The 25,933-nt window shown below is 62.0% G+C and carries 28 protein-coding genes and 1 pseudogene; 17 read left to right on the forward strand and 12 right to left on the reverse strand.

The window, feature by feature from the left end; translation table 11 throughout:
• Positions 1–141 precede the first annotated feature (141 nt).
• A pseudogene (locus CUJ89_RS26720) lies at positions 142–489 on the reverse strand (IS5/IS1182 family transposase); the annotation flags it as partial.
• A 368-nt stretch (positions 490–857) separates the two neighbouring features.
• On the opposite strand from CUJ89_RS26720, the gene CUJ89_RS26730 reads away from it, so the two are divergent.
• Positions 858–2,078 carry an ISL3 family transposase gene (locus CUJ89_RS26730; protein WP_114176182.1) on the forward strand — a complete coding sequence of 407 codons (1,221 nt, stop codon included), beginning with the start codon at positions 858–860 and terminating at the stop codon, positions 2,076–2,078.
• A gap of 154 nt (positions 2,079–2,232) precedes the next feature.
• Here the strand turns inward: CUJ89_RS26730 and CUJ89_RS26735 are convergent, their stop codons facing one another.
• From CUJ89_RS26735 to CUJ89_RS26745, 3 genes are all read right to left on the reverse strand, one after another.
• Entirely contained in the window at positions 2,233–2,550 is a 318-nt protein-coding gene (locus tag CUJ89_RS26735; RefSeq protein ID WP_114181576.1) for a DUF4148 domain-containing protein, read from the reverse strand.
• Positions 2,551–2,802: 252 nt separating this feature from the next.
• Entirely contained in the window at positions 2,803–4,152 is a 1,350-nt protein-coding gene (locus tag CUJ89_RS26740) for an ATP-binding protein (RefSeq protein WP_201752409.1), read from the reverse strand.
• Positions 4,152–4,814, reverse strand: a complete 663-nt coding sequence (locus CUJ89_RS26745; protein WP_114180353.1) for a response regulator transcription factor — start codon at positions 4,812–4,814, stop codon at positions 4,152–4,154. The genes CUJ89_RS26740 and CUJ89_RS26745 overlap by 1 nt, the downstream gene beginning before the upstream one ends.
• Before the next feature lie 165 nt (positions 4,815–4,979).
• Here CUJ89_RS26745 and CUJ89_RS26750 point away from each other — a divergent pair, with 165 nt between their 5' ends.
• Positions 4,980–5,354 carry a cytochrome b562 gene (locus CUJ89_RS26750; RefSeq protein WP_114181577.1) on the forward strand — a complete coding sequence of 125 codons (375 nt, stop codon included), beginning with the start codon at positions 4,980–4,982 and terminating at the stop codon, positions 5,352–5,354.
• Positions 5,355–5,397: 43 nt separating this feature from the next.
• Positions 5,398–5,964 (forward strand): cytochrome b, encoded by a 567-nt coding sequence (locus tag CUJ89_RS26755; RefSeq protein WP_114180354.1) that lies wholly within the window; start codon positions 5,398–5,400, stop codon positions 5,962–5,964.
• A gap of 71 nt (positions 5,965–6,035) precedes the next feature.
• Here the strand turns inward: CUJ89_RS26755 and CUJ89_RS26760 are convergent, their stop codons facing one another.
• Complete coding sequence (locus CUJ89_RS26760) at positions 6,036–7,286, reverse strand: IS256 family transposase (protein WP_114176554.1); 1,251 nt, start codon at positions 7,284–7,286, stop codon at positions 6,036–6,038.
• A 211-nt stretch (positions 7,287–7,497) separates the two neighbouring features.
• Positions 7,498–8,187: a CBS domain-containing protein gene (locus CUJ89_RS26765; protein WP_114180355.1), complete on the reverse strand. Its 690-nt coding sequence runs from the start codon at positions 8,185–8,187 to the stop codon at positions 7,498–7,500.
• 326 nt (positions 8,188–8,513) lie between these two features.
• Here CUJ89_RS26765 and atpD point away from each other — a divergent pair, with 326 nt between their 5' ends.
• From atpD to CUJ89_RS26810, 9 genes are read left to right on the forward strand one after another with little or no spacing between them, the layout of a single operon-like run.
• Entirely contained in the window at positions 8,514–9,944 is a 1,431-nt protein-coding gene (gene atpD, locus CUJ89_RS26770; RefSeq protein ID WP_114180356.1) for a F0F1 ATP synthase subunit beta, read from the forward strand.
• On the forward strand, positions 9,941–10,405 hold the full coding sequence (locus tag CUJ89_RS26775; RefSeq protein ID WP_114180357.1) for a F0F1 ATP synthase subunit epsilon: 465 nt from the start codon (positions 9,941–9,943) through the stop codon (positions 10,403–10,405). Before atpD ends, CUJ89_RS26775 begins: the two co-directional genes overlap by 4 nt.
• Complete coding sequence (locus CUJ89_RS26780; RefSeq protein ID WP_236654968.1) at positions 10,380–10,739, forward strand: AtpZ/AtpI family protein; 360 nt, start codon at positions 10,380–10,382, stop codon at positions 10,737–10,739. The genes CUJ89_RS26775 and CUJ89_RS26780 overlap by 26 nt, the downstream gene beginning before the upstream one ends.
• A gap of 3 nt (positions 10,740–10,742) precedes the next feature.
• A complete protein-coding gene (locus CUJ89_RS26785; protein ID WP_114180358.1) occupies positions 10,743–11,027 on the forward strand; it encodes an ATP synthase subunit I in 285 nt (94 codons plus the stop codon).
• The gene (locus tag CUJ89_RS26790; protein WP_114180359.1) at positions 11,024–11,722 is read left to right on the forward strand and encodes a F0F1 ATP synthase subunit A; all 699 of its coding nucleotides are present in this window, start codon (positions 11,024–11,026) and stop codon (positions 11,720–11,722) included. The genes CUJ89_RS26785 and CUJ89_RS26790 overlap by 4 nt, the downstream gene beginning before the upstream one ends.
• The gene (locus CUJ89_RS26795) at positions 11,719–11,967 is read left to right on the forward strand and encodes a F0F1 ATP synthase subunit C (RefSeq protein ID WP_114180360.1); all 249 of its coding nucleotides are present in this window, start codon (positions 11,719–11,721) and stop codon (positions 11,965–11,967) included. Before CUJ89_RS26790 ends, CUJ89_RS26795 begins: the two co-directional genes overlap by 4 nt.
• A 9-nt stretch (positions 11,968–11,976) precedes the next feature.
• Positions 11,977–12,729, forward strand: coding sequence for a F0F1 ATP synthase subunit B (locus CUJ89_RS26800; protein ID WP_114180361.1), 753 nt, complete (start codon positions 11,977–11,979; stop codon positions 12,727–12,729).
• Positions 12,707–14,254: a F0F1 ATP synthase subunit alpha gene (locus tag CUJ89_RS26805; protein ID WP_114180362.1), complete on the forward strand. Its 1,548-nt coding sequence runs from the start codon at positions 12,707–12,709 to the stop codon at positions 14,252–14,254. The genes CUJ89_RS26800 and CUJ89_RS26805 overlap by 23 nt, the downstream gene beginning before the upstream one ends.
• Complete coding sequence (locus tag CUJ89_RS26810) at positions 14,251–15,108, forward strand: F0F1 ATP synthase subunit gamma (protein WP_114180363.1); 858 nt, start codon at positions 14,251–14,253, stop codon at positions 15,106–15,108. Before CUJ89_RS26805 ends, CUJ89_RS26810 begins: the two co-directional genes overlap by 4 nt.
• Positions 15,109–15,112: 4 nt before the next feature.
• Here CUJ89_RS26810 and CUJ89_RS26815 read toward each other — a convergent pair whose 3' ends face one another.
• The gene (locus CUJ89_RS26815) at positions 15,113–16,372 is read right to left on the reverse strand and encodes a cation:proton antiporter (protein ID WP_114180364.1); all 1,260 of its coding nucleotides are present in this window, start codon (positions 16,370–16,372) and stop codon (positions 15,113–15,115) included.
• A 467-nt stretch (positions 16,373–16,839) separates the two neighbouring features.
• On the opposite strand from CUJ89_RS26815, the gene CUJ89_RS26820 reads away from it, so the two are divergent.
• The 4 genes from CUJ89_RS26820 (at position 16,840) to CUJ89_RS26835 (ending at position 19,581) form a co-directional block, all read left to right on the forward strand.
• Positions 16,840–17,820, forward strand: coding sequence for a trypsin-like peptidase domain-containing protein (locus CUJ89_RS26820; RefSeq protein WP_114180365.1), 981 nt, complete (start codon positions 16,840–16,842; stop codon positions 17,818–17,820).
• Positions 17,821–17,871: 51 nt separating this feature from the next.
• The gene (locus CUJ89_RS26825; protein ID WP_114180366.1) at positions 17,872–18,306 is read left to right on the forward strand and encodes a carboxypeptidase regulatory-like domain-containing protein; all 435 of its coding nucleotides are present in this window, start codon (positions 17,872–17,874) and stop codon (positions 18,304–18,306) included.
• A 96-nt stretch (positions 18,307–18,402) separates the two neighbouring features.
• Entirely contained in the window at positions 18,403–19,029 is a 627-nt protein-coding gene (gene petA / locus CUJ89_RS26830; protein ID WP_114181579.1) for a ubiquinol-cytochrome c reductase iron-sulfur subunit, read from the forward strand.
• Between the two features lie 159 nt (positions 19,030–19,188).
• Positions 19,189–19,581, forward strand: a complete 393-nt coding sequence (locus CUJ89_RS26835) for a hypothetical protein (RefSeq protein WP_152036669.1) — start codon at positions 19,189–19,191, stop codon at positions 19,579–19,581.
• A 117-nt stretch (positions 19,582–19,698) separates the two neighbouring features.
• On the opposite strand, the gene CUJ89_RS26840 is transcribed toward CUJ89_RS26835, so the two are convergent.
• Genes CUJ89_RS26840 through CUJ89_RS26850 form a run of 3 tightly spaced genes read right to left on the reverse strand, consistent with a single transcriptional unit; the run spans position 19,699 to position 22,719 of the window.
• Positions 19,699–20,097, reverse strand: a complete 399-nt coding sequence (locus tag CUJ89_RS26840) for a BspC domain-containing protein (protein WP_114180368.1) — start codon at positions 20,095–20,097, stop codon at positions 19,699–19,701.
• A 56-nt stretch (positions 20,098–20,153) separates the two neighbouring features.
• Positions 20,154–21,473: a chloride channel protein gene (locus CUJ89_RS26845; RefSeq protein ID WP_114180369.1), complete on the reverse strand. Its 1,320-nt coding sequence runs from the start codon at positions 21,471–21,473 to the stop codon at positions 20,154–20,156.
• Between the two features lie 58 nt (positions 21,474–21,531).
• Complete coding sequence (locus tag CUJ89_RS26850; protein ID WP_114180370.1) at positions 21,532–22,719, reverse strand: MFS transporter; 1,188 nt, start codon at positions 22,717–22,719, stop codon at positions 21,532–21,534.
• A 405-nt stretch (positions 22,720–23,124) separates the two neighbouring features.
• Here CUJ89_RS26850 and pal point away from each other — a divergent pair, with 405 nt between their 5' ends.
• Positions 23,125–23,628 (forward strand): peptidoglycan-associated lipoprotein Pal, encoded by a 504-nt coding sequence (pal, locus tag CUJ89_RS26855; RefSeq protein ID WP_114180371.1) that lies wholly within the window; start codon positions 23,125–23,127, stop codon positions 23,626–23,628.
• Positions 23,629–23,698: 70 nt separating this feature from the next.
• Here pal and CUJ89_RS26860 read toward each other — a convergent pair whose 3' ends face one another.
• Both CUJ89_RS26860 and CUJ89_RS26865 read right to left on the reverse strand, forming a co-directional pair.
• On the reverse strand, positions 23,699–23,953 hold the full coding sequence (locus tag CUJ89_RS26860; RefSeq protein ID WP_114180372.1) for a hypothetical protein: 255 nt from the start codon (positions 23,951–23,953) through the stop codon (positions 23,699–23,701).
• On the reverse strand, positions 23,937–25,913 hold the full coding sequence (locus CUJ89_RS26865; RefSeq protein WP_236654969.1) for a chloride channel protein: 1,977 nt from the start codon (positions 25,911–25,913) through the stop codon (positions 23,937–23,939). The genes CUJ89_RS26860 and CUJ89_RS26865 overlap by 17 nt, the downstream gene beginning before the upstream one ends.
• Between the last annotated feature and the right edge of the window lie 20 nt (positions 25,914–25,933).

Consider the following 25,933-nt stretch of genomic DNA (forward strand, 5'->3'; position numbering starts at 1 on the left):
GCACCACGTATTCGGACTCCGTCTACTGAACTCGGAACCGTGAACACGCTGGTACCCGTTGTGCGCCAACATCGCAACCCCAGGGGTCTAACAGGCTGTTGAAAAGCGCATCGATTTGACGACCGAGGCACTGTTTAAGGGGTTCTCCATCAGGATGTGCCCAGGTAACACAGAATGGACGGCGTGCCTTTGCTCTCCTTGAACAGCCGTGCGTCCGGATCGGTACTCGACTCGTAAGTCTCGTTGCTGCGCCGCTTGCCTTTCCAGTCAGTGTCGGCGTTACGCCCGCCCGCCGGCGGCGGCTCATCGTCCGCCCCCTCCTTGGGCCGGAAACTTTTGTGGCTGGCCCAAGCGTGCCACACTGAACAGCCCGCTGAGCCGCTTCAGCGCGTCGTTGACGAGCAGCCGAAGCGGCCGCAGCGGGTGGTCGGCCGGAACAAAATCTTCCAGTTTTACCGTCGTGAACAGCGGTTCTTGCATCTCGTCCATTCCGCGCATCGCTCTCGTCTGCCCAAGATCATGAACACGATATCTCTAACGCATCGCCCTCAGGGCCCGCTTACACCGTATCCAATTTCAACAGCCTGTTAAGGATAACTTAAGCATCGCGTGTCAATCTCGTCCAACGGAGATAACGACGATCACGCTTATCATGTTTCGCGTCGTCCACGCCGAGTGACGGCAAACGTGGCGTTAACTGCAGTACACCCCGCGATCTTCGGGACCTGCCCGGCTGCCGCTCTCGTTTGACCCGGTTCAACACCGGGTCTTTTTTTGGTTCATCGCAGGAAACCGTGGAGCGTTTGAGGGCGATTGCGTAACCTGACGCCTGATTCTATGGAGGTCAGGGGGAAGAATTGCTCGATCGCAAGGCGCTTCAGGCACTGGGCTGCTGGACCGGCTATCGGTTGGAACGGGTGGAATGGCCGGAAGGAGACGGCCATACGCTGTCGCTGCATCTGAAGCCAGTCAGCAAGGTCATGCACTGCGAACAGTGCGGCGCGCGCTGCCAGCAAATCCACGAGACGACGGTTCGGCGAGTGCGCGATCTGCCACTGTTCGAGTACCGAGTCGTGCTGCATGTCCCCCGCCGTCGGGTCTGGTGCGCACACTGCGGCGGCCCGAGGCTGGAGAAGCTGACGTGGCTGGGCCGCTACCAGCGAGTGACGGAGCGGTTCGCCAAGGCCTGTGAGAAGCTGCTGCAAGCGGCCAGCGTGCAGGCGGTGGCAGCCTTCTACGACCTGGGCTGGCACACGGTCAAATCGATCGACAAGATGCGCTTGCGGGCTCGCGTGGCCGAGCCGGACTGGTCGACGATCCGCTATCTGGCAATGGACGAATTCGCGCTGCATAAGGGCCATCGCTACGCCACGGTGGTAGTTGATCCGATCGGCCGACAGGTGCTCTGGGTCGGCCCCGGACGTTCACGAGAAACGGCTCGAACCTTCTTCGAACAACTGCCCGAAGGCGTTGCCGAGCGCATCGAAGCGGTCGCGATCGACATGACCACGGCCTATGAGCTGGAGATCAAGGAGCAGTGCCCGCAAGCGGAAATCGTCTTTGACCTGTACCACGTCGTGGCCAAGTACGGCCGCGAAGTGATCGACAGGGTGCGAGTGGATCAGGCCAATCAACTACGACATGACAAGCCGGCCCGCAAGGTCCTGAAGTCCAGCCGCTGGCTGTTGCTGCGCAACCGTCACAACCTGAAACCAGAACAGGCCGTGCACCTGAAGGATCTGCTGGCCGCCAATCAGTCGCTGTTATGCGTCTACGTGCTGCGCGACGAACTCAAACGGCTCTGGTTCTACCGAAAGCCCGCCTGGGCGGAAAAGGCTTGGGGGCAATGGTTCGAACAGGCTCAGCAAAGCGGGATCGCCGCGCTGCAAAAGTTCGCTCAGCGCTTGCAGGGTTACTGGCACGGAATCGTGACTCGCTGCCGTCATCCGCTCAATACCAGCGTCGTCGAAGGCATCAACAACACCATCAAGGTCATCAAGCGTCGGGCTTATGGGTACCGCGACGAGGAATACTTCTTCCTCAAAATCCGCGCCGCGTTCCCCGGTAATCCGCGATGAACCCTTTTTTTGGCTACGCGCGATCTTTCATGTGCCGTACTGCGAGTACACATCGGCGAGCGAACACTTCCTCGAAAGACGCGGTTGATCGGTGAAATCTCGGTCCGGTCCCGAATACGCCACAGGATGACAGAACGATGGCATGTACGCCGCGTCAATGATGCATGTACAACGAACGTGCCGGAGCGTGGCTCTGGACTGCTGCCCCCGAGTCAAATCCAGACGGCTGAGCGGACCCGTATCCCGATGCATCTGCGCGCCTCAATTCCGAAGACCGGATGCGCGCTTCGGCTTGCTGGATCGACTGCGGATAATGGATGTCCTTTCTGGCTGGGTTATAGCCGGCTTGCTCGAGTTGTACGATCTGGGCACGAACTTCCGCCCTGGTCAAGCCGCCATTCGACTGACCTGCCGAGGCAAACACGGGGGCGATGCCCACGACCAGCATGATGGTACCGATAGCGAACTTCATGATTTCAACCTCCAATGAACAGGGTCGGCATCCAAGGAAACCTCTTCTGCCGTAATGACAGCATGCCCCGCTCAACATGAAGGCAATGTTAACTGCGCGTCCTTGAGCGCATTAGCCATGACGTCGGCAGGTCCGGAGTAAGCCGATCGACACGGAACGACTGAAATCATGACGGCGCGTGCGTTTAGGAAACACTGCGCATCGCCTACCCTGCCCGAGAAGGAATGGCGACCTCATACCGTGGATGCCGAATCAAGCCGACGCGGGCAACACGACACGAATGCCAAACCCCTTTCCATCGAGCCCATCGATATACATGAACCTACCTCCAAGTTTGGTCACGATGCGCGCAACGATCGATAGCCCCAGCCCGCTGCCGCTTTCTTGATGGTCCGCACCGCGAAAGAAGCGATCCTGCAATCGGGACAGATCTTCGTCCGAGACGCCGTGCCCGTCGTCCTGTACCTGGAGGCTGACCGCGCCGGCATCCTGCCACGACGTGATTTCGACGCGCCCCTCTTCGCGACCGTACTTGATCGCGTTATCGACGAGGTTGTCTAGCAAGACACGCACCAGCGTCGACGGCGCATGTGCGATGACTGGGCCGTCGACGCGCGAATTCAGCGCAATCCGCTTGCGATCCGCGCGCGTCTGGTGGTCGTTGATGCAGGTCTGCACCACGCGCGCGAGATCTATGTCCTCGCCAGCCATCGGTACCGTCTCGTCGAGTCGTGCGAGTGCAAGCAACTGGTCCGCTAGATGCGTGCTTCGGTCGACGCCCTCGACGACTCGTTGCATTGCGCGCCGCTGACGGTCAGGATCGCGCGCCGTGAGCGCGACCTGCGCCTGAACCTTGAGCGCGGCGAGTGGGGTCTTGAGCTCATGTGCCGCGTCGCTGGTGAACGCGCGCTCGCGATCGAGCGATCCGCGCAGACGTTGCAGCAACGTGTTCAGTGCGGCGACTAGCGGCCGCACTTCGTCGGGAATGCCCTTCGTGCCGATTGCATCGAGACTGTCGGGCGAACGCGCCTCGATTGCCTCGGACAGCGTCCGTAGCGGCGTGAGGCTGCGTCCGATCGCCAGCCAGATCAACACGGCCAGCACGGGCAACGCGAATGCGAGCGGCCGGGCGACGCGACGCGCTACCTCCGCAGACAAATCCGAACGGTGTGAGCGTTGCTCGAAGATACGCACGGTACGGCCGCGCGCGGCATCGGTCAGCACGTACGCGTGCCACTTCGGATTGCCGAACCGGATCGGGCTCGATGCGGCAGCGGGAAACACCGGTAGATCGAGCGAGTCAAGCCCCGGACTGGCGGCCAGGATGCGTCCGCCGGTATCGCTGACCTGATACAACATCCGCGGCGATGTATCGTTGTCGCCGTCATCGTCTTCCGACGAACCGAGCGCGATGTCCGCAAAGACTGGGAGATCGGTGGCATCGAGCGCGGCGAACGCCCTGGCGATCTGCTCGATGCGGGTTTCGTCCCATTCCTCCGCTTCTTGAATCGCCTGGCGGTAGCTCGACAACAGCGAGTACGCCCAGACCACCACGACACCCGACAACACGAGCAAGGTGAGCCGTTGCCGGATCGAGCGCATCACGATGCCTTCTCCACCACGTACCCGACGCCGCGGATCGTTCGGATCAGGTCGGCCCCCAGTTTCTTGCGCAGATTCGACACATGCACTTCGATCGCATTGCTTTCGATTTCTTCGTTCCAGCCGTAGAGGCTGTCCTGGAGGCGCGCGCGGGACAACGGGCGCCCCTGGTTCGCCAGCAGTTCGACGAGCAACGCGCATTCGCGCGAGGTCAGCGCGATCCGCTCGGTGCCGCGCGTCACCGTCATCAGCGCGGGGTCGATCGACATGTCGCCGTATTCGATCGTGTCGGTACCGCGGCCCTGCGAACGGCGCACGAGCGCCCGGCAGCGGGCGAGCAGCTCGGTCAGGTCGAACGGCTTGCCGAGGTAGTCGTCGGCACCCGCGCTCAGGCCACTCACGCGATCGGCCACCGTGTCGCGCGCGGTCATCACCAGCACCGGCGTATGGTCGCGGCGCTTGCGAAGCCAATCCAGCAATTCGACCCCCGACATGCGGGGCAGGCCGAGATCGAGCACGATGAGATCGTATGGCGTGGTTTCGAGCGCGAGCTGTGCATGCCTGCCGTCGTGCGCCCAGTCGACCGTCATGCCAGCGTCGATCAGGCCGTCTTCCACCCCGCTTCCGATCAGCTTGTCGTCTTCCACGAGTAGTACCCGCATGGCGTCGCGTTCCTGTTAGTTCCGCACATGGCGTCCATAGCCGCACGATAACCGCAGGCGCGGGCCGCCATCAAGTCGGTCGCGGAAAATTCCGGGCCTTAAGAATTCGTTAACGTCGGCACCCTAAGGTCGCGGTCACCGACATTCGCAATCGAATCGATGACCATGAACAGCCTGTCGTTCCGACTCCGTTTCTGCGCAGCGCTGGCCGTGCTGCTTTCCGTGGCTACCGCGCCGGCCTGCGCCGGCGAGATCAAGACATTGATGAGGGACATGAAGCACGCGATGCAAGGTGCGACGAACAGCCGGACGATTCCCGAAATGAAAGCCTATGTGGCCCGGCTCGAAAGCGATGCGCAACAGGCTAGCCGCCAGAGGTATCGTGATGACCAGCCGACCTATGACGAAGGAATGCGTACATTGCAGGGAGAATTGACCGACGTCGACCGCGCGATCCAGGCCAACGATCTGTCAGCCGCCAAGCAAGCGCTACGACGGATCAACGGCACGAAAAAGCACTATCACGACCTTCTCGGCTGACTGCGGCCAACCACGCTTTTGCCACTGAACAGATATTCCCGTCATGAAAATCGTCACCCGCTATCCGCTGTCGATCAGCGTACTGCACTGGCTGCTGGCCGTCGCGCTGATCGGCAACTTGATCGTCGGCCTGCTGCTGGACGACAACGAGGATCTCGTCGGTCTGCACAAGTCGATCGGCATCGTCATTCTCGGCCTTGTACTGGTTCGTCTCGGGAATCGGGTCCGAAAGCGACGCGTGTTGCCGCCGTCGATCAATCCGGTTGGCACGGCGGCCCGCCTCGTCGAACGCACTGTCCACAGCCTGCTTTACGTGCTGATGCTCGTCATCCCGCTGCTCGGGTGGATGAAGACGAACGCCGCCGGGCACACGGCCAGTTGCTTCGGATTCTTTTCGTTACCGACGCTGGTGCCGAAAAGTCGTGCCATATCGCAGTGGCTAGGAGAACTGCATGCACTGACGGCATATGGACTTGTCGCATTGGTCGGCATCCATGTGCTCGGCGCATTGGCGCATCAGGTAATCCGGACGGAAAGCATTCTCCCCCGCATCCTGCCCTGGCCGACGCGCGCCGGACAGTATGAGGATCAGACGGAGGATATTGTCTGAAGCCAGAAATATGACTCGCGGTGACCGTGCCGGGGGTGTCAGAATTTCCGTGTTCAAGGCGGGTGGAGTAATTACACGGAAGGCCGAGCGAATCGATCTGCGTAAAGGATAGCGAATTGGTTCATGGCCGTCTTCCAGTCATGAGCGGCACTTCCCCAATTCGCGGTGATGTTGCGCAAGGCCAGCCAGATGAGTTTGGTGGCTGCCTCGTCGGTCGGGAAGTGACCCCGGGTCTTGATGATCTTGCGCAGCTGCGAGTTGATATTTTCAATCGCGTTCGTCGTGTAGATGATCTTGCGCACACCCGGCGGAAACGCAAAGAACGGGATCACGCGATCCCAGGCGTTGCGCCACGCGCTACTGACGGTCGGGAATTTCTGACCCCACGGCCCATCCGCAAACGCATCGAGTTCGGCCTGAGCTGCTTCCGCGCTGGGAGCGGCGTAGATCGGCTTGATCGCGGCGGCCAGTCCTCGGCGATCTTTCCAACTGGCGTAATCGAGGCTGTTGCGGATCAGATGGACGATACAGGTTTGCAGCGTAGTCGCCGGAAACACCACCGCCAGAGCTTCGGGCATGCCCTTAAGACCGTCGGTGACGGCGATCAGGATGTCGTGAACGCCGCGCGTCTTCAGATCGTTGAACACCTTCATCCAGAACTTGGCACCCTCGGTATTCTCGATCCACAGGCCCAGGATCTCCCGGGTGCCGTCGGGCAGCACGCCCAGCGCCAGGTACACCGCCTTGTTGCGCACGACGGCGTCTTCGCGAATCTTGACCCGCAGTGCGTCGAAAAACACGACCGGATACATCGGTTCAAGCGGTCGGGCCTGCCAGGCAGTCACTTCGGCCATGACTTCGTCGGTGACCGAGCTGATGAAGTCGGGCGAGACCTCCGTACCGTACTGTTCCAGCAGGAAGCCCTGGATCTCGCGTACGGTCATGCCTCGGGCATACATGGCGACGATCTTGTCGTCGAAGCCGGTGAAGCGCCTTTCGTGCTTGGGAATCAGGACGGGTTCGAAGCTGCCGTCGCGGTCACGCGGCACCTCGATGCGGATCGGACCGTCTTCGGTCAGAACCGTCTTGGCGCCTTTGCCGTTGCGCTGATTCGTGGCGTTGGCCGGCTTGGCAGCACCGAGAGGGTAGCCGAGATGATGGTTCATCTCGCCGCCCAGCGCACGCTCGATCAGCGCCTTCTTGAGCGCCAGCGTCGCGGCATTGATGGCTTCAGCCGTCATCGGGCCGTTGCCGAACTGCTCAAGCAGCTCGGCCGGAATCGCCGGCAGCGCCGCCGGCTGGGCTTTCGGTTTGCGAGGCATAAACTCTCCTTGAGAGCATGTTATGCCTTAAACACAAAATTCCTGACAGGCCCACCGTGCCGTTCAGGTCTCTTGGCTACAAGGATAAGCACAACACCTTCACCGACGGTGCGCAGGCGTCGAGCAATTCTCTCGAGGCTCAAAGCAACCGTTGGTCGCGCATGCAACGTCAACCAGGCTCGTGCTCTACGCACAGCCCCTGCTTCCCGTCCTACGCATCTGAATGCGATGCGCCAGTGTGATCCTCCACACCCCTGACGCCTGGAATGCCCTCTGCTGCTACCCGCATCGCCTGGACCTCGTTCGGTGCCCAGGCGTAGTAGCCCCAAAGATGGACAATCCCGTTCTTGACGATCACATTGCGACCGGGAAAGCTCCATTTGCGACCTGCAATCTCGGCCAACAGCATGCCTCGAATCTCGCGATCGCTTAGAACCTGCTGCAAGTTCGGCGTCGACGGCGAAATCGCGAGTGCCTGAACCAGATTGGCTCGGCTCACGATCCCGACAACCTCATTGCCGCGCACGACGGGGACACGTCTGACGTGCGCCTTCTCAAGGATGTGGGCCAACTCGTCGATCGGCGTCATCTCCTGAACGGTGACGACGTGCTTCGTCATGACATCCTTGACGAGATGCGCATGCGTTTTCACATAGTCGGCGGCATCGTCGCGGCGGGCAGTCAGCAGTTCCATCCACCAGGCGCGATGTGGCCTGTCCGTTTCTATCTCCACGCGTCGCACCAGATCCGACTCGCTGATCATCCCGACCAACCGTCCATTCGCGTCGATCACTGGCGCGCCACTTATTCCATTCTCGACGAGAAGCGCTGCCGTTTGTTGAACTGTCATATCCGGTTTCACGGAAACGACTACGGGTGTCATGACGTCAATGGCGTGCATTGTCAGCCTCCTCGTACCTGTTTCAGTCATGCGCCAATAGCCGGCGCTTGCCTGTGTTTCCGATATCGAGATTAGGTGACGAGCGCACCGGCTCGTTGATGTGCATCAATCTGGCTTGCACAGCGCACATCGCCGGGTATCGCCGGCATTTTGGCGTGAACGTCCCCATCCCCACCTCTCAGTCAGCTCGGCGACAGGCCCCTTGATCACGATCAATCGTCGACAGGATGCATCGCAGTAAATATTGGCTTGTGGCTTTTGCCAGTGACTAGGACTCGTACGGCAATGACCGGTGCATGGGTGCCCTCCAACAGCGACGAAAACCGATGAATACCGCGACGATCGCCAATGTCTCCAGCCCGCAGCTTCCCGGATGCGTCGTCGCGGTGCGCGGCGCCGTTGTCGATCTCGCGTTCCCGGCAGGTACGCTACCCCCGGTGGACACTGCGATCTCGATCGAAGTCGATGGCGACAGTTCGATCGTCGCGGAAGTACAAGCCCACCTCGGCGAGCGGACCGTCCGGGCACTGGCGATGCAGTCGACCAGCGGTTTGCCCAGAGGCGCATCGGCGCAAGCGTCATGTCGGCCGATCGCGGTTCCGGTCGGCAACGCCGTACTCGGACGCCTGATCGACGTGATGGGCACGCCGGGCGACCAGGGCGAGCCGCTTCCGCTCGATATCGAGCGCCGTCCGATCCATCGGCCTCCGCCAGCATTGTCCTCACAAGACAGCGCAACGGGCATCTTCGCCACGGGCATCAAGGTCGTCGATCTCCTTGCCCCGCTCGCCCGGGGCGGCAAAGCGGCGATGTTCGGCGGTGCCGGCGTGGGCAAGACCGTCCTCGTCATGGAGCTAATTCATGCGATGGTCGAGCGTTACAAGGGAATCTCGGTGTTCGCCGGCGTCGGGGAGCGCTCGCGAGAAGGCCACGAACTGCTGATGGACATGCAGCATTCCGGCGTGCTGTCGAAGACCGTGCTCGTGTATGGTCAGATGAACGAGCCCCCAGGCGCGCGCTGGCGCGTTCCGCTGACCGCCCTGACAGTGGCTGAGTACTTTCGCGACGACCAGCACCAGAATGTGCTGCTCCTGATGGACAACGTGTTCCGCTTCGTCCAGGCCGGCGCCGAAGTGTCGGGTTTGCTCGGGAGACTCCCGTCACGCGTCGGCTATCAGCCGACGCTGGCCACCGAAGTGGCTGCGCTGCAGGAGCGCATCGTATCGGTCGGTGGCGTCTCGATCACGGCAATTGAGGCCGTCTACGTTCCGGCGGACGATTTCACGGACCCTGCCGTCACGACCATCGCCGCACACGTCGACAGCATGGTCGTTCTGTCCCGCGCGATGGCCGCCGAAGGCATGTATCCGGCGATCGACCCGATCACCTCGTCGTCGATTCTGCTCGATCCGCTGGTGGTCGGCGCCGAACACGTTCAGGTCGCAACCGACGTGCGGCGCACGATCGAGCACTACCGCGAACTGCAGGATGTCATCTCGCTGCTCGGCATCGAGGAACTGGGAGCGGACGACCGCCGGATCGTCGGCCGGGCCCGCCGTCTGCAGCGGTTTCTGACCCAGCCGTTCGCCGTCACCGAAGCGTTCACGGGTGTGCCCGGCCGCTCCGTCTCGGTCGACGACACCATTGCAGGATGCCGCGCGATTCTGGACGGCGAATGCGACGCGTGGCGGGAACAATCGCTGTACATGGTCGGGACGCTGGACGAAGCACGCGAGCGGGAGCGAGAAACGTCATGAGCACGGCGCTTCATATGACCATCGCGACGCCCGCCGGGATGCTGGTCGACGCACCTGATGTCGTTGCTTTCCGTGCGGAGGATGCGACCGGCAGTTTCGGTGTTCTGCCCGGCCATGCGGATTTTCTCACCGTGCTGTCGCCCTGCGTCATGCGTTGGCGCACCGCGGATGGCACGCGCAGGTTTTGCGCCGTAAGCGGTGGCGTGTTGCGAGTCGTCAACGGAAAAGACGTCAATATCGCGTGTCGTGACGGCGAACTCGGGGACGCGCTCGAGACGCTCGAAAGCCGCGTCCGGGACGCCCGCGAATCGCGAATCGATGCGGCCCGCCGCGTCCGGGTCGAGCAAACGCGCCTCAATGCCCAGGCGATCCGGCAGGTACTGAAGTACTTGCGCCCCGGCGCCCCGGCGGCGGCCGGACATGCGGATGGCACGAATGAAGGCGACGGTCATGGCCGGTAATTCACGAAAAACCGCTCCTGGCCCGCGCGACCGGGACGTGAAAGCGCCCGAGCCCGCTGCGCCGGTACTCGAGCAAATCACGCAATGCGCCGTCCGGCGAGACCGGCAGGCGCGCGATGTACCGGAGCCGACACTGGGCTCCAGACTGGGGCAGATCGGCATGCTTGGCTGGATGATCGTGATTCCGGCCTTGCTGGCACTCTGGGCGGGCCATTGGCTCGACCGACATTTTCATACCGGCGTGTTTTTCTCAGCGCCGTTACTGATGCTGGGCGCTGCATTCGGTTTGTGGTCCGCGTGGCGCTGGATGCATCGCCAGGGCCCAGGGAGCTGAAACATGATGCCAGTCCATCCATTGTGGATCCCCCTGCAGATGGCTGTCGGTGGCGTGACCGGTGGCGTCGTCGGGCTCGCCTATTTTGCGTCGCTACTCGCTAATGTGCGCTGGTACGTCAGGGATGCAATCAGCGTCGCCATCATCGTGCATCTCGTTCGTTTCGGCACGCTCGCTCTGGTGCTGTTCGGTCTGGCACATATCGGATACGTTGCGTTGCTGAGCGGCCTCGCCGGCATCATGCTCGCTCGCCGCGCGATGATCCGCTTGCCGGGAGGTTCGTCATGATGCATTCACCGCTCTTGACCGAACCGCTGTTTCGCATCGGGGCGATTCCCGTGTCGACGCCGGTCGCAACCACCTGGGCACTGATGGCGCTCGTCGCCGTCACCGCGGCCGCGATGCGCAGGCGACTGTCGTTGACCCCGGGCAAACTCCAGACGGCGGTGGAACTCTTCGTCTCCACGCTCGACAGCCAGTTGCAGGACACGATGCAAATCGACCCCGCGCGTTGCCGCGCCTTGCTCGGTACGTTGTTCCTGTTCATCCTGACTTCCAACTGGTCCGGCTTGGTTCCAGGCGTCGAGCCGCCTACCGCCCATCTCGAAACCGATGCGGCCCTCGCAGCCGTCGTGTTCGCGTCGACGGTGTTCTACGGCGTCCACGAACGCGGGCTCGCTCGCTATCTCGCCTCGTTCGCTCAACCGACCTGGATCATGATTCCGCTCAATCTGGTCGAGCAGATAACCCGTACCTTCTCATTGATCGTGCGCCTGTTCGGCAACGTCATGAGCGGCGTGTTCGTGATCGGTATCGTGCTGTCGCTCGCGGGCCTTCTGGTGCCGATACCGCTCATGGCGCTCGATCTGCTGACAGGCGCGGTTCAGGCGTACATCTTCACGGTACTCGCGGCGGTATTCATTGGCGCCGCGCTCGGCGACGAGCGCTCAGCCACGCCGCATCCACGGCAAGGAGCATCATGAGCAACTGGATTCAACTGGTGAGCATCGTCGCGGCAGCCATTGCCGTTTCATTCGGCGCGATCGGCCCGGCGCTGGCCGAAGGTCGCGCCGTCGCAGCCGCGATGGACGCATTGGCGCGTCAGCCGGAATCGGCAGGCACGATTTCGCGAACGCTGTTTGTCGGCCTGGCCATGATCGAAACCATGGCGATCTATTGTCTGGTGGTCGCCTTGCTCGTTCTGTTCGCCAATCCGTTTATCAAGTAGGCATTAGCCATGCGAATCGACTGGTGGACACTCGGCTTCCAGACGATCAACGTCCTCGTCCTGATCTGGCTGCTGTCGCGCTTGCTGTTCAAGCCGGTCGCCAAGATCATGGCGGATCGTCAGCAGGCCGCCGCACGCCTCCTGCAAGATGCCTCGGCTGCCCGCGATGCAGCGCGGCAGGATCGCGACAACGCTGCAAGGGAAAGCGCCGCACAGGATGCAGAGCGCCTTGATCGATTGAGTGCGGTGGCGTCGGAGGCAGAGCGCCTCAAGGCATCCCTGCTCGCCGATGCGCACGCCGAGGCCGATACACTCAGAAAGACGGCCGAGGCCGAAGCCGCGGCGATGAAAGACGATGCGCTGCGAGCCAATGCCGAGCGGGCCGGTCAGTTTGCCGTCGACATCGCGGCGCGGTTGCTCGCGACGCTCCCGCCGAGCACGCTGGTAGAAGGATTCATTGCGCCGCTCGCCGACGCAGTCCGTGCCCTGCCCGCGGAGGACCGCGCTTGTCTCGGCCGCGAAGGCGAAACGTTGCGCTTGATAGCCCCGCGCACGTTGAACGACGACGAACTGGCTCATTGCCGTTCGATGCTCGCGACGGCATCGGGCCACGCCCTCTCCATTCGAACCGAAGTCGATCCCACCCTGATCGCGGGACTCGAACTCGTCGCACCTCACCTTATCGTGCGAAACAGCTTTCGACATAGCCTGGAATCCCTGAGAAGCGGACTCATCTCCCATGGCGACGAACGAAACGCATAACGACTCCGACGACGCATGGCTGACGAACGGCAGAGCCGTGCTGGAGTCGCTGAATCTTGCGCCGCAGACGGAATCGGTTGGGCGCGTGGAGCATATCGCTGACGGCATTGCACGGGTGAGCGGCCTCCCGCATGTTCGCCTGAACGAGTTGTTGCAGTTCGGGGACGGACAGTACGGCTTCGCGCTCAAGCTGGACGTCGACACGCTAAGTTGCGTGTTGCTCGACGACAGTAGCGGCATTGCCGCCGGCACGCGCGTATCGGGCACCGGCCGCGTGGTTGAAGTTCCGGTAGGTCCGGACCTGCTCGGACGCGTTGTCGACCCACTCGGGAGGCCGCTCGATCGCGGACGGCCGCCGAAATGCAAGCTATCCCTCCCGATCGAACGCGCCGCGCCGTCGATCATCGAGCGCGCACCGGTCTCTCAACCGGTCGAAACGGGCATTCTGTTGATTGATGCGCTTTTCGCGATCGGCCGCGGGCAGCGCGAACTGATCATTGGCGATCGCGCAACCGGCAAGACGTCCATCGCGGTTGACGCGATCGTCAACCAGAAACATTCCGACATGATCTGCGTCTACGTGGCGATCGGTCAGCGGGCCACCGCGGTCGAGCGCGTGATCGAGGCGGTTCGACGGCACGGTGCGCCGGAACGCTGCATCTTCGTCGTCGCGTCGGCGGCGGATCCGCCCGGCCTGCAATGGATTGCCCCGTTTGCCGCGTTCAGCATCGCGGAATACTTCAGGGATCGGGGCGAGCATGCGCTCGTCGTCATCGACGACCTGACCAAGCATGCCGCCACCCATCGGGAACTCGCATTGCTTGCACGAGATCCGCCGGGGCGCGAAGCGTATCCGGGCGACATCTTCTATCTGCACGCCCGTCTGCTGGAGCGTGCCGCCAAGCTCTCCGCGGAACGAGGCGGCGGCTCGTTGACCGCGCTCCCCATTGCGGAAACCGATGCCGGGAACCTGGCAGCATACATCCCGACCAATCTGATCTCGATTACCGACGGCCAGATCGTGCTGGATGCACACTTGTTCGCGGCCAACCAGCGCCCTGCGATCGATGTCGGACTCAGCATCAGCCGTGTTGGCGGCAAGGCCCAGCTGCCGGCATTGAGAGCCGCCTCCGGAAGGTTGCGACTCGACTACGCACAGTTTCTCGAGCTCGAGATGTTCACGCGCTTCGGCGGTCTCGGCGACACGAGGATCAAGGCGCAAATCGCTCGTGGAGAGCGTATTCGTACGTTGATTGCGCAGCCGCGATTTGCGCCGCTACGCCCGGTTGGCGAGATTGCGTTGCTGTTTGCGCTGGCCGACGGTGTATTCGATGCGTGTGCACCGTCAACGATCGCTGCCGTGCGAGTCGCACTTCCCGCCCGTCTCGATTCGACCGGCATCGCGACAAGATTGGGCCCAATCCTCGTTGCCGGCGGAGAAGTGTCATCCGACGACCGGGCGGCGCTTGTTCGCATTGTCCGCGACCTCATCCCGCAGTCCGCGGAAGTCAGGAGCGGTCGATGAGCAATCGGCTCGACGAAGTCCAGAATCGATTGGGTACGGTCCGCGAACTGGAATCCGTGGTAAGTGCAATGCGCGGTATCGCAGCGACACGGACGCGAGAAGCGCTCTCCCGCCTGCCGGGCATCCGGGCCTGCGCCGATCTGATCGGCCTTGCGATCGCAGATGCAATGGGCATTGCCGCCCAACGCCCCTCCGAGAGCCGAAGGCCCCGCGTTCCGGCCGACACTCACGTCTTTATCGTCATCGGCGCAGAGCACGGCTTCGTCGGCACCTACAACCAACGCGTGTTCCAGTCGATTTGCGTTCCTGCGACTGTTGCCGTCGAGTACTTCGTCGTGGGGAGTCGCGCAAGGGTCGCTGCCGACGCGCTCAATCTGCCGGTCACCTGGTCGTCGGAAATGATCGGTCACGCCGATATGGTGTCCGATCTCGCAGCCAGGATCATCGATGCGCTTTACGGCCGCCTGCGCCACGGCAACGCATCGCACGTCACGCTTGTCCACGGCGCGCCGCAAGCGGCCGGTGAATCGCCTGTACAGTCCACTTCGCTGCTGCCGTTCGATTTCCAGCGGTTCGAACCGGCCAGACGCCCCTTCCCGCCTGTCGTCACGCTCCCGATACAACAACTGCAGGAAAGGCTGGCCGAGGAATACGTCTACACCCAGGTATGCGAGGCCATCATTCTGTCGTTCGCCGCGGAGAACGAAGCGCGAATGCGCGCGATGATCGCGGCGAAACGTAATATCGACGACACCGCACAGCGGCTGAACCGGGACTATCACCGCTTGAGACAGGAGCAGATCACTGCCGAAATCGTCGAATTGTCGAGCGTCGAGGGGACTCTCGCTTCATGAATCGCTACGGTGCCGTATTTGACGGTTCGGGCGGCGATGTCAACTTCCGCAAAAGCCATCCGAACGTGGTGCCCTGAGTCAGTACGGAAAACACGACGACGACATAGGTTACGGTCACGATCATTTCCCGCTCGGGCCCATGGGGAAGCAAAAGCGCGAGTGCGAGCGAGATGGCACCGCGCAGGCCTCCCCAGATCAGCAGTCTGGTCGTGCCTTTCGGAAACCGGATACGCAGACCGATCACCCAGAGCGGAATGGCCACGCTGACTGTCCGTCCCGCCAGCACGCAGCCGACGGCGACTATTCCGGCTATCAGATACGTCCGGCTCTGATGGATCGAGAGGACTTCAAGGCCAATCAGCAGAAAGAGCACGCTGTTCATCATCTCGTCGACGACCTCCCAGAACATGCTCAGATACTCCCCCGTCTGGCCGGAAACGGTCTTCATCGACCCGTGGTTGCCGGCGAACAGCCCGGCCACGACCACCGCGATCAGGCCCGAGGCGTGGGCAAGCTCCGCCAGCGCATATGATCCCATGCAAAGCGCGATCGATAGCAGGATCTCGACGTGATGATTGTCGATACTTGCGACGAGACGGGATACGATCCACCCTGCTAACCATCCTGCCAAGGCGCCGCCGACCGCCAGTTGGAGAAACAGCAAGGTGACGTCGAGGACACCGGGTTCGCGAGCGGCGGTTGTGATACTCAGAAGCGTCAGAAAAACGATCGCACCCACCCCGTCGTTAAATAGGCTTTCCCCGGTAATTCGGGTTTCCAATTCCCTTGGAGCACCCGCCTTCTTGATGATGCTCATCACGGCAATCGGGTCGGTCGGCGAGATGAGCGCGCCGAACAGCAACGCATAGATGAAGCCGATCCGTACACCCAGCCACCATGACGCATACCAGAACGCGGCACCGACGAACACGGTGGAGATCAGTGTGCCGACGGTCGAGAGCACGCCGACCGTCCATTTCACCTGGCGGAGATCGTGAAAATCGACATGCAATGCGCCGGCAAACAGAAGAAACGGCAGGAAACCGTGAAACAGGAGTTCGCTGAAGTCGATCTCCGGAATCAGCCGCGTGAAGCGCGTCACGTCGATTGCGCCGAATTCGCCCAGTATGACGAGCAGGACGGTTGCCACCAATGCGATCGTCATCACCCCAATCGTCGGCGGCAAATGGAAAGCGCGATGATTGACGTAGCTGCCCAATGCAGCCAGGACGATCAATGCAGTCAGCGCGTGGAAGAACGTCATGTCTATCGATCCGATGTCTGGCCGAACGGTGTGCTGCCGCGCGCCGAAATAGAAATGTCACAGTGTGACAGGAATACCATGCTGCCCGGAACGGGATGGCGAATGTTGCGCTTTCCAGCCACCTTCGGCCCCCCAAAGAAAGCTGGCCGGATGTTCGCCTTTCCCGAACGCGCCGTTCATTGGGAATGGCTGAGCAGCGCCCCGCCTTTTCTGCGGTCGAAACTGATCGTCTTGCCGATCATTCCTCCGTTCATTGACTTGCATAGGCGTGCAATCGCGCCTAGCCGGCCATGACGACCTTGCCGCTCGAGAAGCCGCAACGCACGTCCCTTGCGACGGGCACGCTGATTCCGGCGTTTTAAGCAAAATTTAATTCTGGCGACCTACGGTGGAATCGTCACGTCATGAAATAGCCGTGTGGGCGGTTATACGCAGTGCGTTCGGTACGGCGCGACGGGAGCGTAGTCATGACAAGCATCGGGTTCAAGCGTATCGCGCTTACCAGTCTGGCCATTGCAGCCGTGTCCGCGAGTTGCATGGCGAAGGAACCGCTGTCGCCTGCAACGGCAACACGGGCTCCGCAGGCTGTTCTGTCCGCAAGCCCGGGTTTCACGGCCTACCCGGGAATCGTGTCCGACTTCGAGAACATGGCGCGAATCGACGGCCCCGCCGTCGTTGCCGTCAAGGTGTCCAGGATCGACGCGACATCGAGTGTGCGGCAACTGTGGCCCCCGCCAGGCAGCGTGAACGCGCCGTTCCTCGGTTTCTTCGAGGAATTTTCACCCCCACCCGGCGGCGATCGCGGTGCCTTGGCACAGCGGCCCGCCAGCGGCTTCATTATCTCGTCGGACGGCGACATCCTCACCGATGCCGGCGACCTTGCCGGCGCGTCGACGATCGCCGTTACGCTCGCCGACGGGAAAACGTACCGCGCTCGGTTGATCGGCAGCGATCCGGCAAGCGGTGTCGCGCTGCTTCATATTCATGCGAAAGGTCTGCCGGTCGCCCGGATCGGATCACCTGCGATGCTCAAGGCCGGCGAATGGGTCGCCTCGATCGGTTCGCCCTACGGGCTGGGAACCTCGATCGTCAGAGGCATCGTCAGCAACCCCTCCCGTCTGCTTCCCGATCAATCGTACGTTCCGTTGATCCAGACCGATCTTACGGAGCACTCCGGGGACGGCGGCAGCCCGCTCCTGAACCTCAAGGGTGAAGTCGTCGGTATCGAAACGCCACCTCCGGACGACGGCAACGTGTATCAGGGTCTCGCCTTTGCGATACCGATCGACAAGGCCATGAAGGTCGAACGTCAGTTGAAGTTGCACGGCAAGGCCGCGCATGGACGACTCGGAGTCTCGGCGCAGGAGGTGACGGCTCCGCTTGCCAAGGCGTTCGGGCTGATGCGGCAGAACGGTCCGCGCACGTTCGTCGCCACGGACGCAGGTTGAGCATGTTTCGCTGTCGGCAGCTCGGCATCGTGCACATTCAAGGAGTCAGTCATGAAGTACTCGTCCAGAACAGCGCTCGGCGTCGTCGTCGTGACGATTGCCGTGTTCGCCCAAGACGCGTTTTCCGCCGAGCAGGCGTCACTGCCGCAGCCCGAACACGCTGGCAACGTAACCTATCTATCCGGCGGCATCGGTAGTGATCAATCGACTGCAATCAAACAGCAGATGGGCAAGTATCCGCTCGTGCTCGAGTTTGCGGGGCATACGAGCGGCGGGAACGACTATTTGGCCGATGTCCCGGTCAAGATCGTCGATGCACATGGCAAGACCGTGCTCTCGATGCTAACCACCGGGCCATTCCTGCTCGTCTCAACGCCCGACGGGCGCTATACCGTGACGGCCACCTATAACGGGCAGGCCATGCGGCGAAGCGTCGAGGTACGCGAGTCGTCGCATGCCCACTCGGTGTTCGTCTGGACAATGTAGCTCGACCTCCGGGAGCCGGCCCATCTGCTCGACCATGGGTTCGGGCGTGGCAGCGGCCCGGAAAGCATGAAAGACGGCCACATCGAAGGAGTCGACATGGACGAGAAACCGACCGAGCCGGCGGGGCCCGACGTCAAGCGTCGCCGTTGGCTGATCGCGACTTCCGTCGCGAGCGGCATCGGCGGCATCGCGGCCGCCATCCCTTTCGTTGATTCCCTGACACCACCCGCCAATGCGCTCGCCGCTGGCGCACCGGTCAAGGTCGACATCGGTCGCTTGTCCGAAGGCGCAATGTTGACCGTTGCATGGCGCGGGAAGCCGGTGTTCATCGTCGACCGCTCGCCGACCATGCTTGAAACCGTCATCAAGGCGACCCCGCTCGTCGCTGATCCGGACTCGCGTCACGCCTTCTCAATGCCATTGCCGGTCTATTGCCAAAACACCTTTCGCTCGCGTGCCGACCATCGGAACATTCTGGTCGTGGTTGGCGTCTGTACGCACCTCGGTTGTACGCCAACACCTCGGTTTCAACCAGGGGCTCAGCCAAACCTGCCCGATAATTGGCCAGGCGGCTTCCTGTGCCCCTGTCATGGCTCGACCTACGATCTTGCCGGACGGGTATTCCGCGACAAGCCGGCACCGCAGAACCTCGATGTGCCGCGTTACATGTTCCTGTCGCCGAGCGAACTGCTTATCGGTCAAGACGAACATGGGGCGGCATAGTCTCCCGAGAGGATGCACGGGGACGCCGCATATCGATCGAGGCAAAAATCCGCTAGGACGAACTCTCGACGCAGTGCCGTCGATGTGCTCTTGTGTCACACTGCGATGCAATTTCGTCAACGGATCCCACGTCGGGCCGCATCGACACGGAGAACACCGATGAACAATTGGCAGACGGTAATTGCAGCAGGGTTCTGTGTGATGCTCGTGGCGTGTTCGCGCCGAGACGGCGTCTTCTCCCTATCGCCCGTATTCGCGGAGCAATCGAGCCTGTCTGCGTCCGAGGTCGCGAAATGCGTCGTCCATCGCTGGAAATCAAGTACGCGGCAGCTGCATCGCGCGGAAGGTGCCGGGGCGATCCTGCTGCGTGCCGAATCATTCTTCCGCGGCGTGCCGATCGGATTGCGCGTCGTGACTGACGGACGACACTCGCGCGTCGAATACTTCCGCCGGCGCCGTGCCGACCCGCTTTACTGGTCGATGGTGCGCGGATGCCTGCATTCTGATGTGATCCGTGGCGCAGCCAGCACGCCGGCCGTTCCACAATCATGAGCACGCCGCGAGACACACGGGGCGCCAGATCCGGCGTAATGGTTCGACAGCACCTGCGCTCGATTTAATGTCAGCGCTCGTGTTGGTCACGGCTCGGCATGCGCGAGCCGACCGCCGTCATTCCATTGGTTTCATTGCAATGCCCACCACGCGCGTGCGCCAGATGTTGCACCGTGCCTTCACGGGAATCCAGGCAGCACGAGGCCGCAGGCGCGCTGAAGCGCGAATGGTCACCGTTGAATCCACAGACGGTCCGTTGTCGGCACTTCCGTCGATCGCGCGAAACGCGCGAACTTTGGCCCTCAGCAAACGAACGTCCGGTGCGAGAAACATGTCGAATTTCGCCGAAGTTCGGATCCATCGGTCGATTTCCGCGACGCAATTGATGACGACCGGGCGAACGTTAATACGCGCCAGATAGCGATAATCCTCTGAAATCGTGTCGTCAGCGCTGGATCGTGCCGCATAGGCAAACAGAAGCATCAACGCTGAGAGAAAGATGAGCAAACCCTTCATGAGTAGAACTGGACGAGGTTAATCATGTCCCGCGCCGCGAACCGATGCCCTTGAGGTCACCGGTGGTCTCCGGGGAAATAGCGTGTCGAAAGCGCTTCATACAGCGGCGGAGCAAAGAATCGCGACACGCGGCTCGCAATCAGGGCCGTGGCCATCAGCGAGATGACGAGTGCGTGGCCGTTGATCATTTCGATGACAATCACGAACGCCGTGATCGGGCTTTGCGTGACTGCGGCCAGATAGCCGACCATCCCGAGTGCAATCAGCATCTGCAACTGCATCCCCGAGAACAGGATATGCAGCGTATTGCCGATCCCCGCGCCGATCGCCAGAGACGGTGCGAACAGGCCGCCCGGCGCGCCGGGAAGATAGGAGCCGATCATCGAAACCATCTTGAACACCGGGTACAGGATGCTGACGTCGGCGTGGCTCTCGAGCATGCCCCGGGCTTCCGCGTATCCGCTGCCGAACGTATGGCCGTGGGTCGCAACGCCGACGACCGCGACGACCAGCCCGCACAGGGCGCCAAACAGAACCGGCCGGTTGGCACGGAAATCCTGGAGCCTGCTCGGCATCCAGCGCCGCGTGTTGAGCAATATCCAGCAGAAGATCCCGCCCATGACACCCGCCATCACGCCGATGAGCACGACCGCCAGCGCCAACGACTCGGGCAGGTGCGTCCCGACGTCGATCGTGCCGAAATAGACGTAGTTGCCCTGAATGCCGAGCGACACGATGCCGGCGAAGATGATCGCCGTAATGAGGACACCGCTCGTGCGTTGCTCGAAGCTTCGCGTGAGTTCCTCGATCGCGAACACCACGCCTGCGAGCGGCGCATTGAAAGCTGCGGAAAGACCCGCGGCCGCGCCCGCAAGAGCCAGCCGATGCTCGAGCACGCCGGGGCGTATCGCACGAAACCGCTGCGGATAGAACCTCCGCAGGTTGAACATGAGCGCAGCACCCACATGGATCGTCGGACCTTCGCGTCCGATCGTGAAACCGCCGAGAATGGCCAGGAACGAAACGAGAATCTTCCCGACCAGGATCCGGAACTTGAGCAACCGTGCGCCCCCGTTGCCCGGTGCGTGAAGCATCGCAATTACCTGCGGAATACCGCTTCCTTCCGCGCCGTCGAAGAATCGCCGCGTCAGCCAGACCGTGAGCGCACCGATGATCGGTGTGACGATCAGTGGCAGCCACGCGTGCCGGGCAGCGTAGCCCAGAAAAAACCCGTAGCCGAAATCGATCAGCTTCGCGTAGAGCACCGCCACGAGGCCCACGGCAACCGCGCCCAGCCAGAACACGCCGTAGTGAAGCCACAGACGCCGGGCGTGCAGCAACGCACGTCGATCCGCGAGCGCGGAAATGCGAATCATCGGTCTCCCCCCAAACACTGGTCTGCCTGTTTCGAATGTCGAACGACTTCGAGATCGTTCAAATGCGCGGCGGCGGCTGCTTCATGCCGGCCGCGACTGCGAGCCACACCGTAACCAATCCGGCGCACGTCAGGAACACCGTGTTCGCGCCGCCGTGCTTCAGCAGCCAGCCGCCCACGATGCCGCCGAGCGCGAGCCCGATCGACTGCGTGGTGTTGTAGACGCCCGTGGCCGCACCCTTGCGCGAACCCGGCGCGAGCTTCGACACGAGCGACGGCTGCGACGCTTCCAGGATGTTGAACCCGAGGAAGTACACGAACAGGACCGCCGCCACAATCAGGATGGTATGCGGCGCGCTGCCCAGCAGCAATTGACCGATCAGGATAGCCAGAATGCCGCCGAGCAGCACCGGCTTCATCTTGCCCCGTTTTTCCGCGACGATGATCGCCGGGACCATCATCACGAACGCGAGCCCCATCACCGGCAGGTAGACCTTCCAGTGCGCGGCGACCGGCAGCCCGCCTTCGACGAGCAGGCGCGGCACGACGAGGAACAGCGCCGTCTGCGTCGCGTGCAGCACCAGCACGCCGAAGTTCAGGCGCAGCAGTTCGACGTTGTGCAGCACCTCGGCGAACGGCGCGGGCACGTGCACGGGCTTCGCCGCGTCGGGCACGATCCACAGCACCACGCCGATCGCCAGGATCGACAGCACGCCGACGATCGCGAACAGCCCGCTCATCCCGACCCAGTGGAACACGATCGGCGCGCCGACGATCGCGACCGCGAACGATACGCCGATCGACCCGCCGACCATCGCCATCGCCTTCGTGCGGTTCTGCTCGGAGGTCAGGTCGGCGATGAACGCGAGCACCGCGGACGACACGGCGCCCATCCCCTGGATCACGCGGCCGACGATGATCCACGTGATGTCGTGCGCGAACGCGGCGACGAAGCTGCCGAGCGCGAAGATCACGAGGCCCGTGGCGATCACCGGCTTGCGGCCGAACTTGTCGGACGCCCAGCCGTAGAAAATGTAGAACAGCGACTGCGTGACGCCGTAGGCCCCGAGCGCGATGCCGACGAGCAGCACGTTGTCGCCGCCCGGGATGGTTTTCGCGTAGACCGAAAATACCGGCATGATCATGAACAGGCCGAGCATGCGCAGCGCGAAGATCGCCGCGAGCGACGTGGTCGCGCGCAGTTCGGGCGCGGTCATGCGGGAAGACGTGGAGGACGACTGTGACATCGTTGATGCGATTTACCGAACAGACCAAACAACGGACAAAAAAAACCCAGCTGGGTAGCCGGGTTCTGGAAGCTCGCCCCGGCCTTTCGTATCGGGACGGCCGAACGTCGAGTTCAGCAAGCTGAGAGAGCACATCTGAATTCACAATACTGCAGAATTCCTGCATCGTAGCACGCCAACTAGTCATGATGTGACATTTCTCCTACGCTACATGATGTGATCCCTGCCACTAGCTGTCCATCCACGCAAATCTTTCGGATCACCCTGCAATCAGGTTACAAAATCCCGTCGCACACAAAAAAGAACAGCGAAGGTCACTGCGCTTTCCGGCAGCTGCGCTGTCGCCTGTTCCAAGGATCCGCGACGCATTCAGTTCGGTTGAGCACATCCTTCGGGAGACCAGTAATGAAAGGCTTGATGCGATATGCGGTGGTGTTGGTGCTCGTACTGTTCGGCGGGTGCCACTCCGCAACCAAGACGTCCGGCACCACCGGCATGATGAATCAGAGCGCTGCAAATGGTCAGGCGATCGGCACGCCTTCGACCATGGCTGACGAGCTGAACAACCCCAACAGTCCGCTCGCGAAACGCAGCATCTATTTCGATTTCGACAGCTATGAAGTAAAACCTGAATACCAGTCGCAACTGCAGGCGCACGCCGACTATCTGCGCCTTCATCCAAGCCGGCACGTTCGGATTCAGGGGAACACCGACGAACGTGGCACAAGCGAGTACAACCTCGCATTGGGTGAACGCCGGTCGCAGGCCGTGCTTCGCACGCTGGAAACGCTCGGCGTACCGGACTCACAGATCGAGGCGGTTAGTTTCGGCAAGGAGAAGCCAGTTGCACTGGGCCATGACGAAGCGTCGTGGGCCCAGAATCGTCGCGCGGACATCGTGTATCGATGAAGCGTCGCTGTGGCGGGGCCCGCCCTCGCCACAGATTTCGGGCGGGAACGGATCGTCATCGACATCGTGATCACAAGCCCATGAAGTACGTCCGGACATCCATCTCGCCGGACCAGGACTGCACGTCGGAGAGTTCGTCGAACGCGATCGGCTTCCCCCTGTAAAGGCAGCAATATCCATTCGCCGTTCGGTAGACGATGACCCACTCGCGATCGTGGTTCGCCTCATCGTCCAGATTTCCGGCCAATACCTCCTTCCATTGATCGAGGTGCAAGGCAACCGCAAGTCGCCGACGCAGCACGGCCAGTTCAACGCTCAGTTTCATGCGGAACCTCCTTGCCGGCATGCACGTCGGCCCGCGTCGGCACGTAGTTGTCAGGATGCGGCGGTTCCGGCCGCCTCCTGCTATCCACGCACCGGTTCTCCGGAAAGATCCTGATGCTGCTCGCCACCGCATCCGCAATGTGCTCCTTGGCAATCACGCCGGCGACCTCCAACGTGCCGTTCGCTTCGAGCCGGGTCACAACGACCGCCATGGTTGCGTGTTTCTGGCGCAATTGGCTGATCACGTCGAACGCCGCTTCGTTCGGCGTGACGACAATGAAATTGTGTTGAGCGAGAGCACCGAGCGTCACCGATGGATGATCGTGAGAGATGGCGCGTCGCAGCCCGGTATTGATGCGGAGCACGCCTTCGATTCGGCCCGACCGAGTCACGACCACATGGCGGAATGGCGGTCCATCCAGATTGCCGAGAATGTCGCGGAAGAGCACGTCGGCGTCCTGCACGAGCACATCGGTTTCCATCACTTGCGCAGCGTTCTGGACGAGGAACATGTTGGCATGCAACGCGCTGGGAATGACGTGACCGCGACGGACCAGCTTGAGCGTATAGATGCTTTCCCGGCAAAGCAGGCGCCGGGTCGCGAGACTGACCGCAACCGCGATGATCATCGGTAGCACGATGTCGTAGTCGCGGGTCATCTCGAAGATCATCGCGACCGCCGTCATGGCCGCACCGGTACCGCCTCCCACCATCGCGCCCATTCCGACCATCGCGAATGCAGGGGCACTCACGGGCGCAGCCGGGAGCACCGCCTGGACGAATGCGGCGAACGCCCCGCCCAATGCTGCTCCGATGAACAGCGATGGCGAGAAGACACCGCCGGAGGATCCCGAACCCAGGCTGATCGACGTGGCGAGGGTCTTGCATAGAGCTAGCAATATGAGAAACATGCATCCGCCAAGCTGACCGTAAAGCAGCGCCTGAATTGTCGCGTAGCCCACGCCTTCGACGTAATAATGTCCGGCGAAGCGCATCAGCAAGTAGATCGTCACCCCGACGATCAACATCCCCAGCGCGTGACGTACATAACGACCGGGAATGCGCTCGAAGGTGTCTTCCGCATAATGGAGCCCGTGGGTCAACAGTGCCGCGCCGGCGCCCGTAACGATGCCGAGCACGGCATACAGCAGGAGCGTCAGCACGCTGCCAGGGCGATCGGGAATCGCACCCAACTGGGCTGGCACCAGAAACGCCGGCGCACTGCCGAAGAATAACCGCCCGACGAACGTCGCCGTGCCGGTCGCCAGTGCGACGGGCAGGAACGTGTTCACGCTGATTTCCGGCATCATCAGTTCGGTCGCGAACAGGACACCGCCGATCGGCGTATTGAACGTCGCGGCAATTCCGGCCCCTGCGCCTGCCGCCACGAGCGTGATGCGCTGACCAGCGCTCATCCTGACTGCCTGCCCGAGCGTCGAGCCGAGTGCAGAACCGATCTGGATGATCGGTCCCTCCCTGCCGACCGCGGCACCCGTCCCGATTGCGAATGCAGACGCCAGCGATTTCACGACGGCAACGACAGGGCGAATCACGCCGCGCTTGAAGTAGATCGCGTCCATCACCTCGGGCACGCCGTGCCCCTTCGCCTCCGGCGCAAAGGTGCCAACCAGCCAGGTGACGATCAGACCGCCGACTACCGGCACCAGAATGACGAACGCCCCCCAAACTGCTGGCGGCGTAAAGGCGCTCGCGTTATATGCGCTTGAGACCTGGCCGAGGAAAAAGGTGTTGTGCACAAAGCCGATCAGGCTGCGAAATGCCACGGCGCCGATTCCCGTCACGACGCCAACCACAATCCCCAGGCAACTCAGCCGGTACATGTCGATTGGCGACGCGTCGTCCTCGGCTTGCGTCGAACGCTGTACGCGGCCGGTTTCCACCCGCATCGACGTGAGGTCACCGGCCGCGTTGCTGTCTCGTCCTGTCGATTCCGATGCCATGGTCCGGTTCCTGTCGAATG

This window comes from Burkholderia pyrrocinia, assembly GCF_003330765.1.
Classification (GTDB): Bacteria; Pseudomonadota; Gammaproteobacteria; order Burkholderiales; family Burkholderiaceae; genus Burkholderia; species Burkholderia pyrrocinia_B.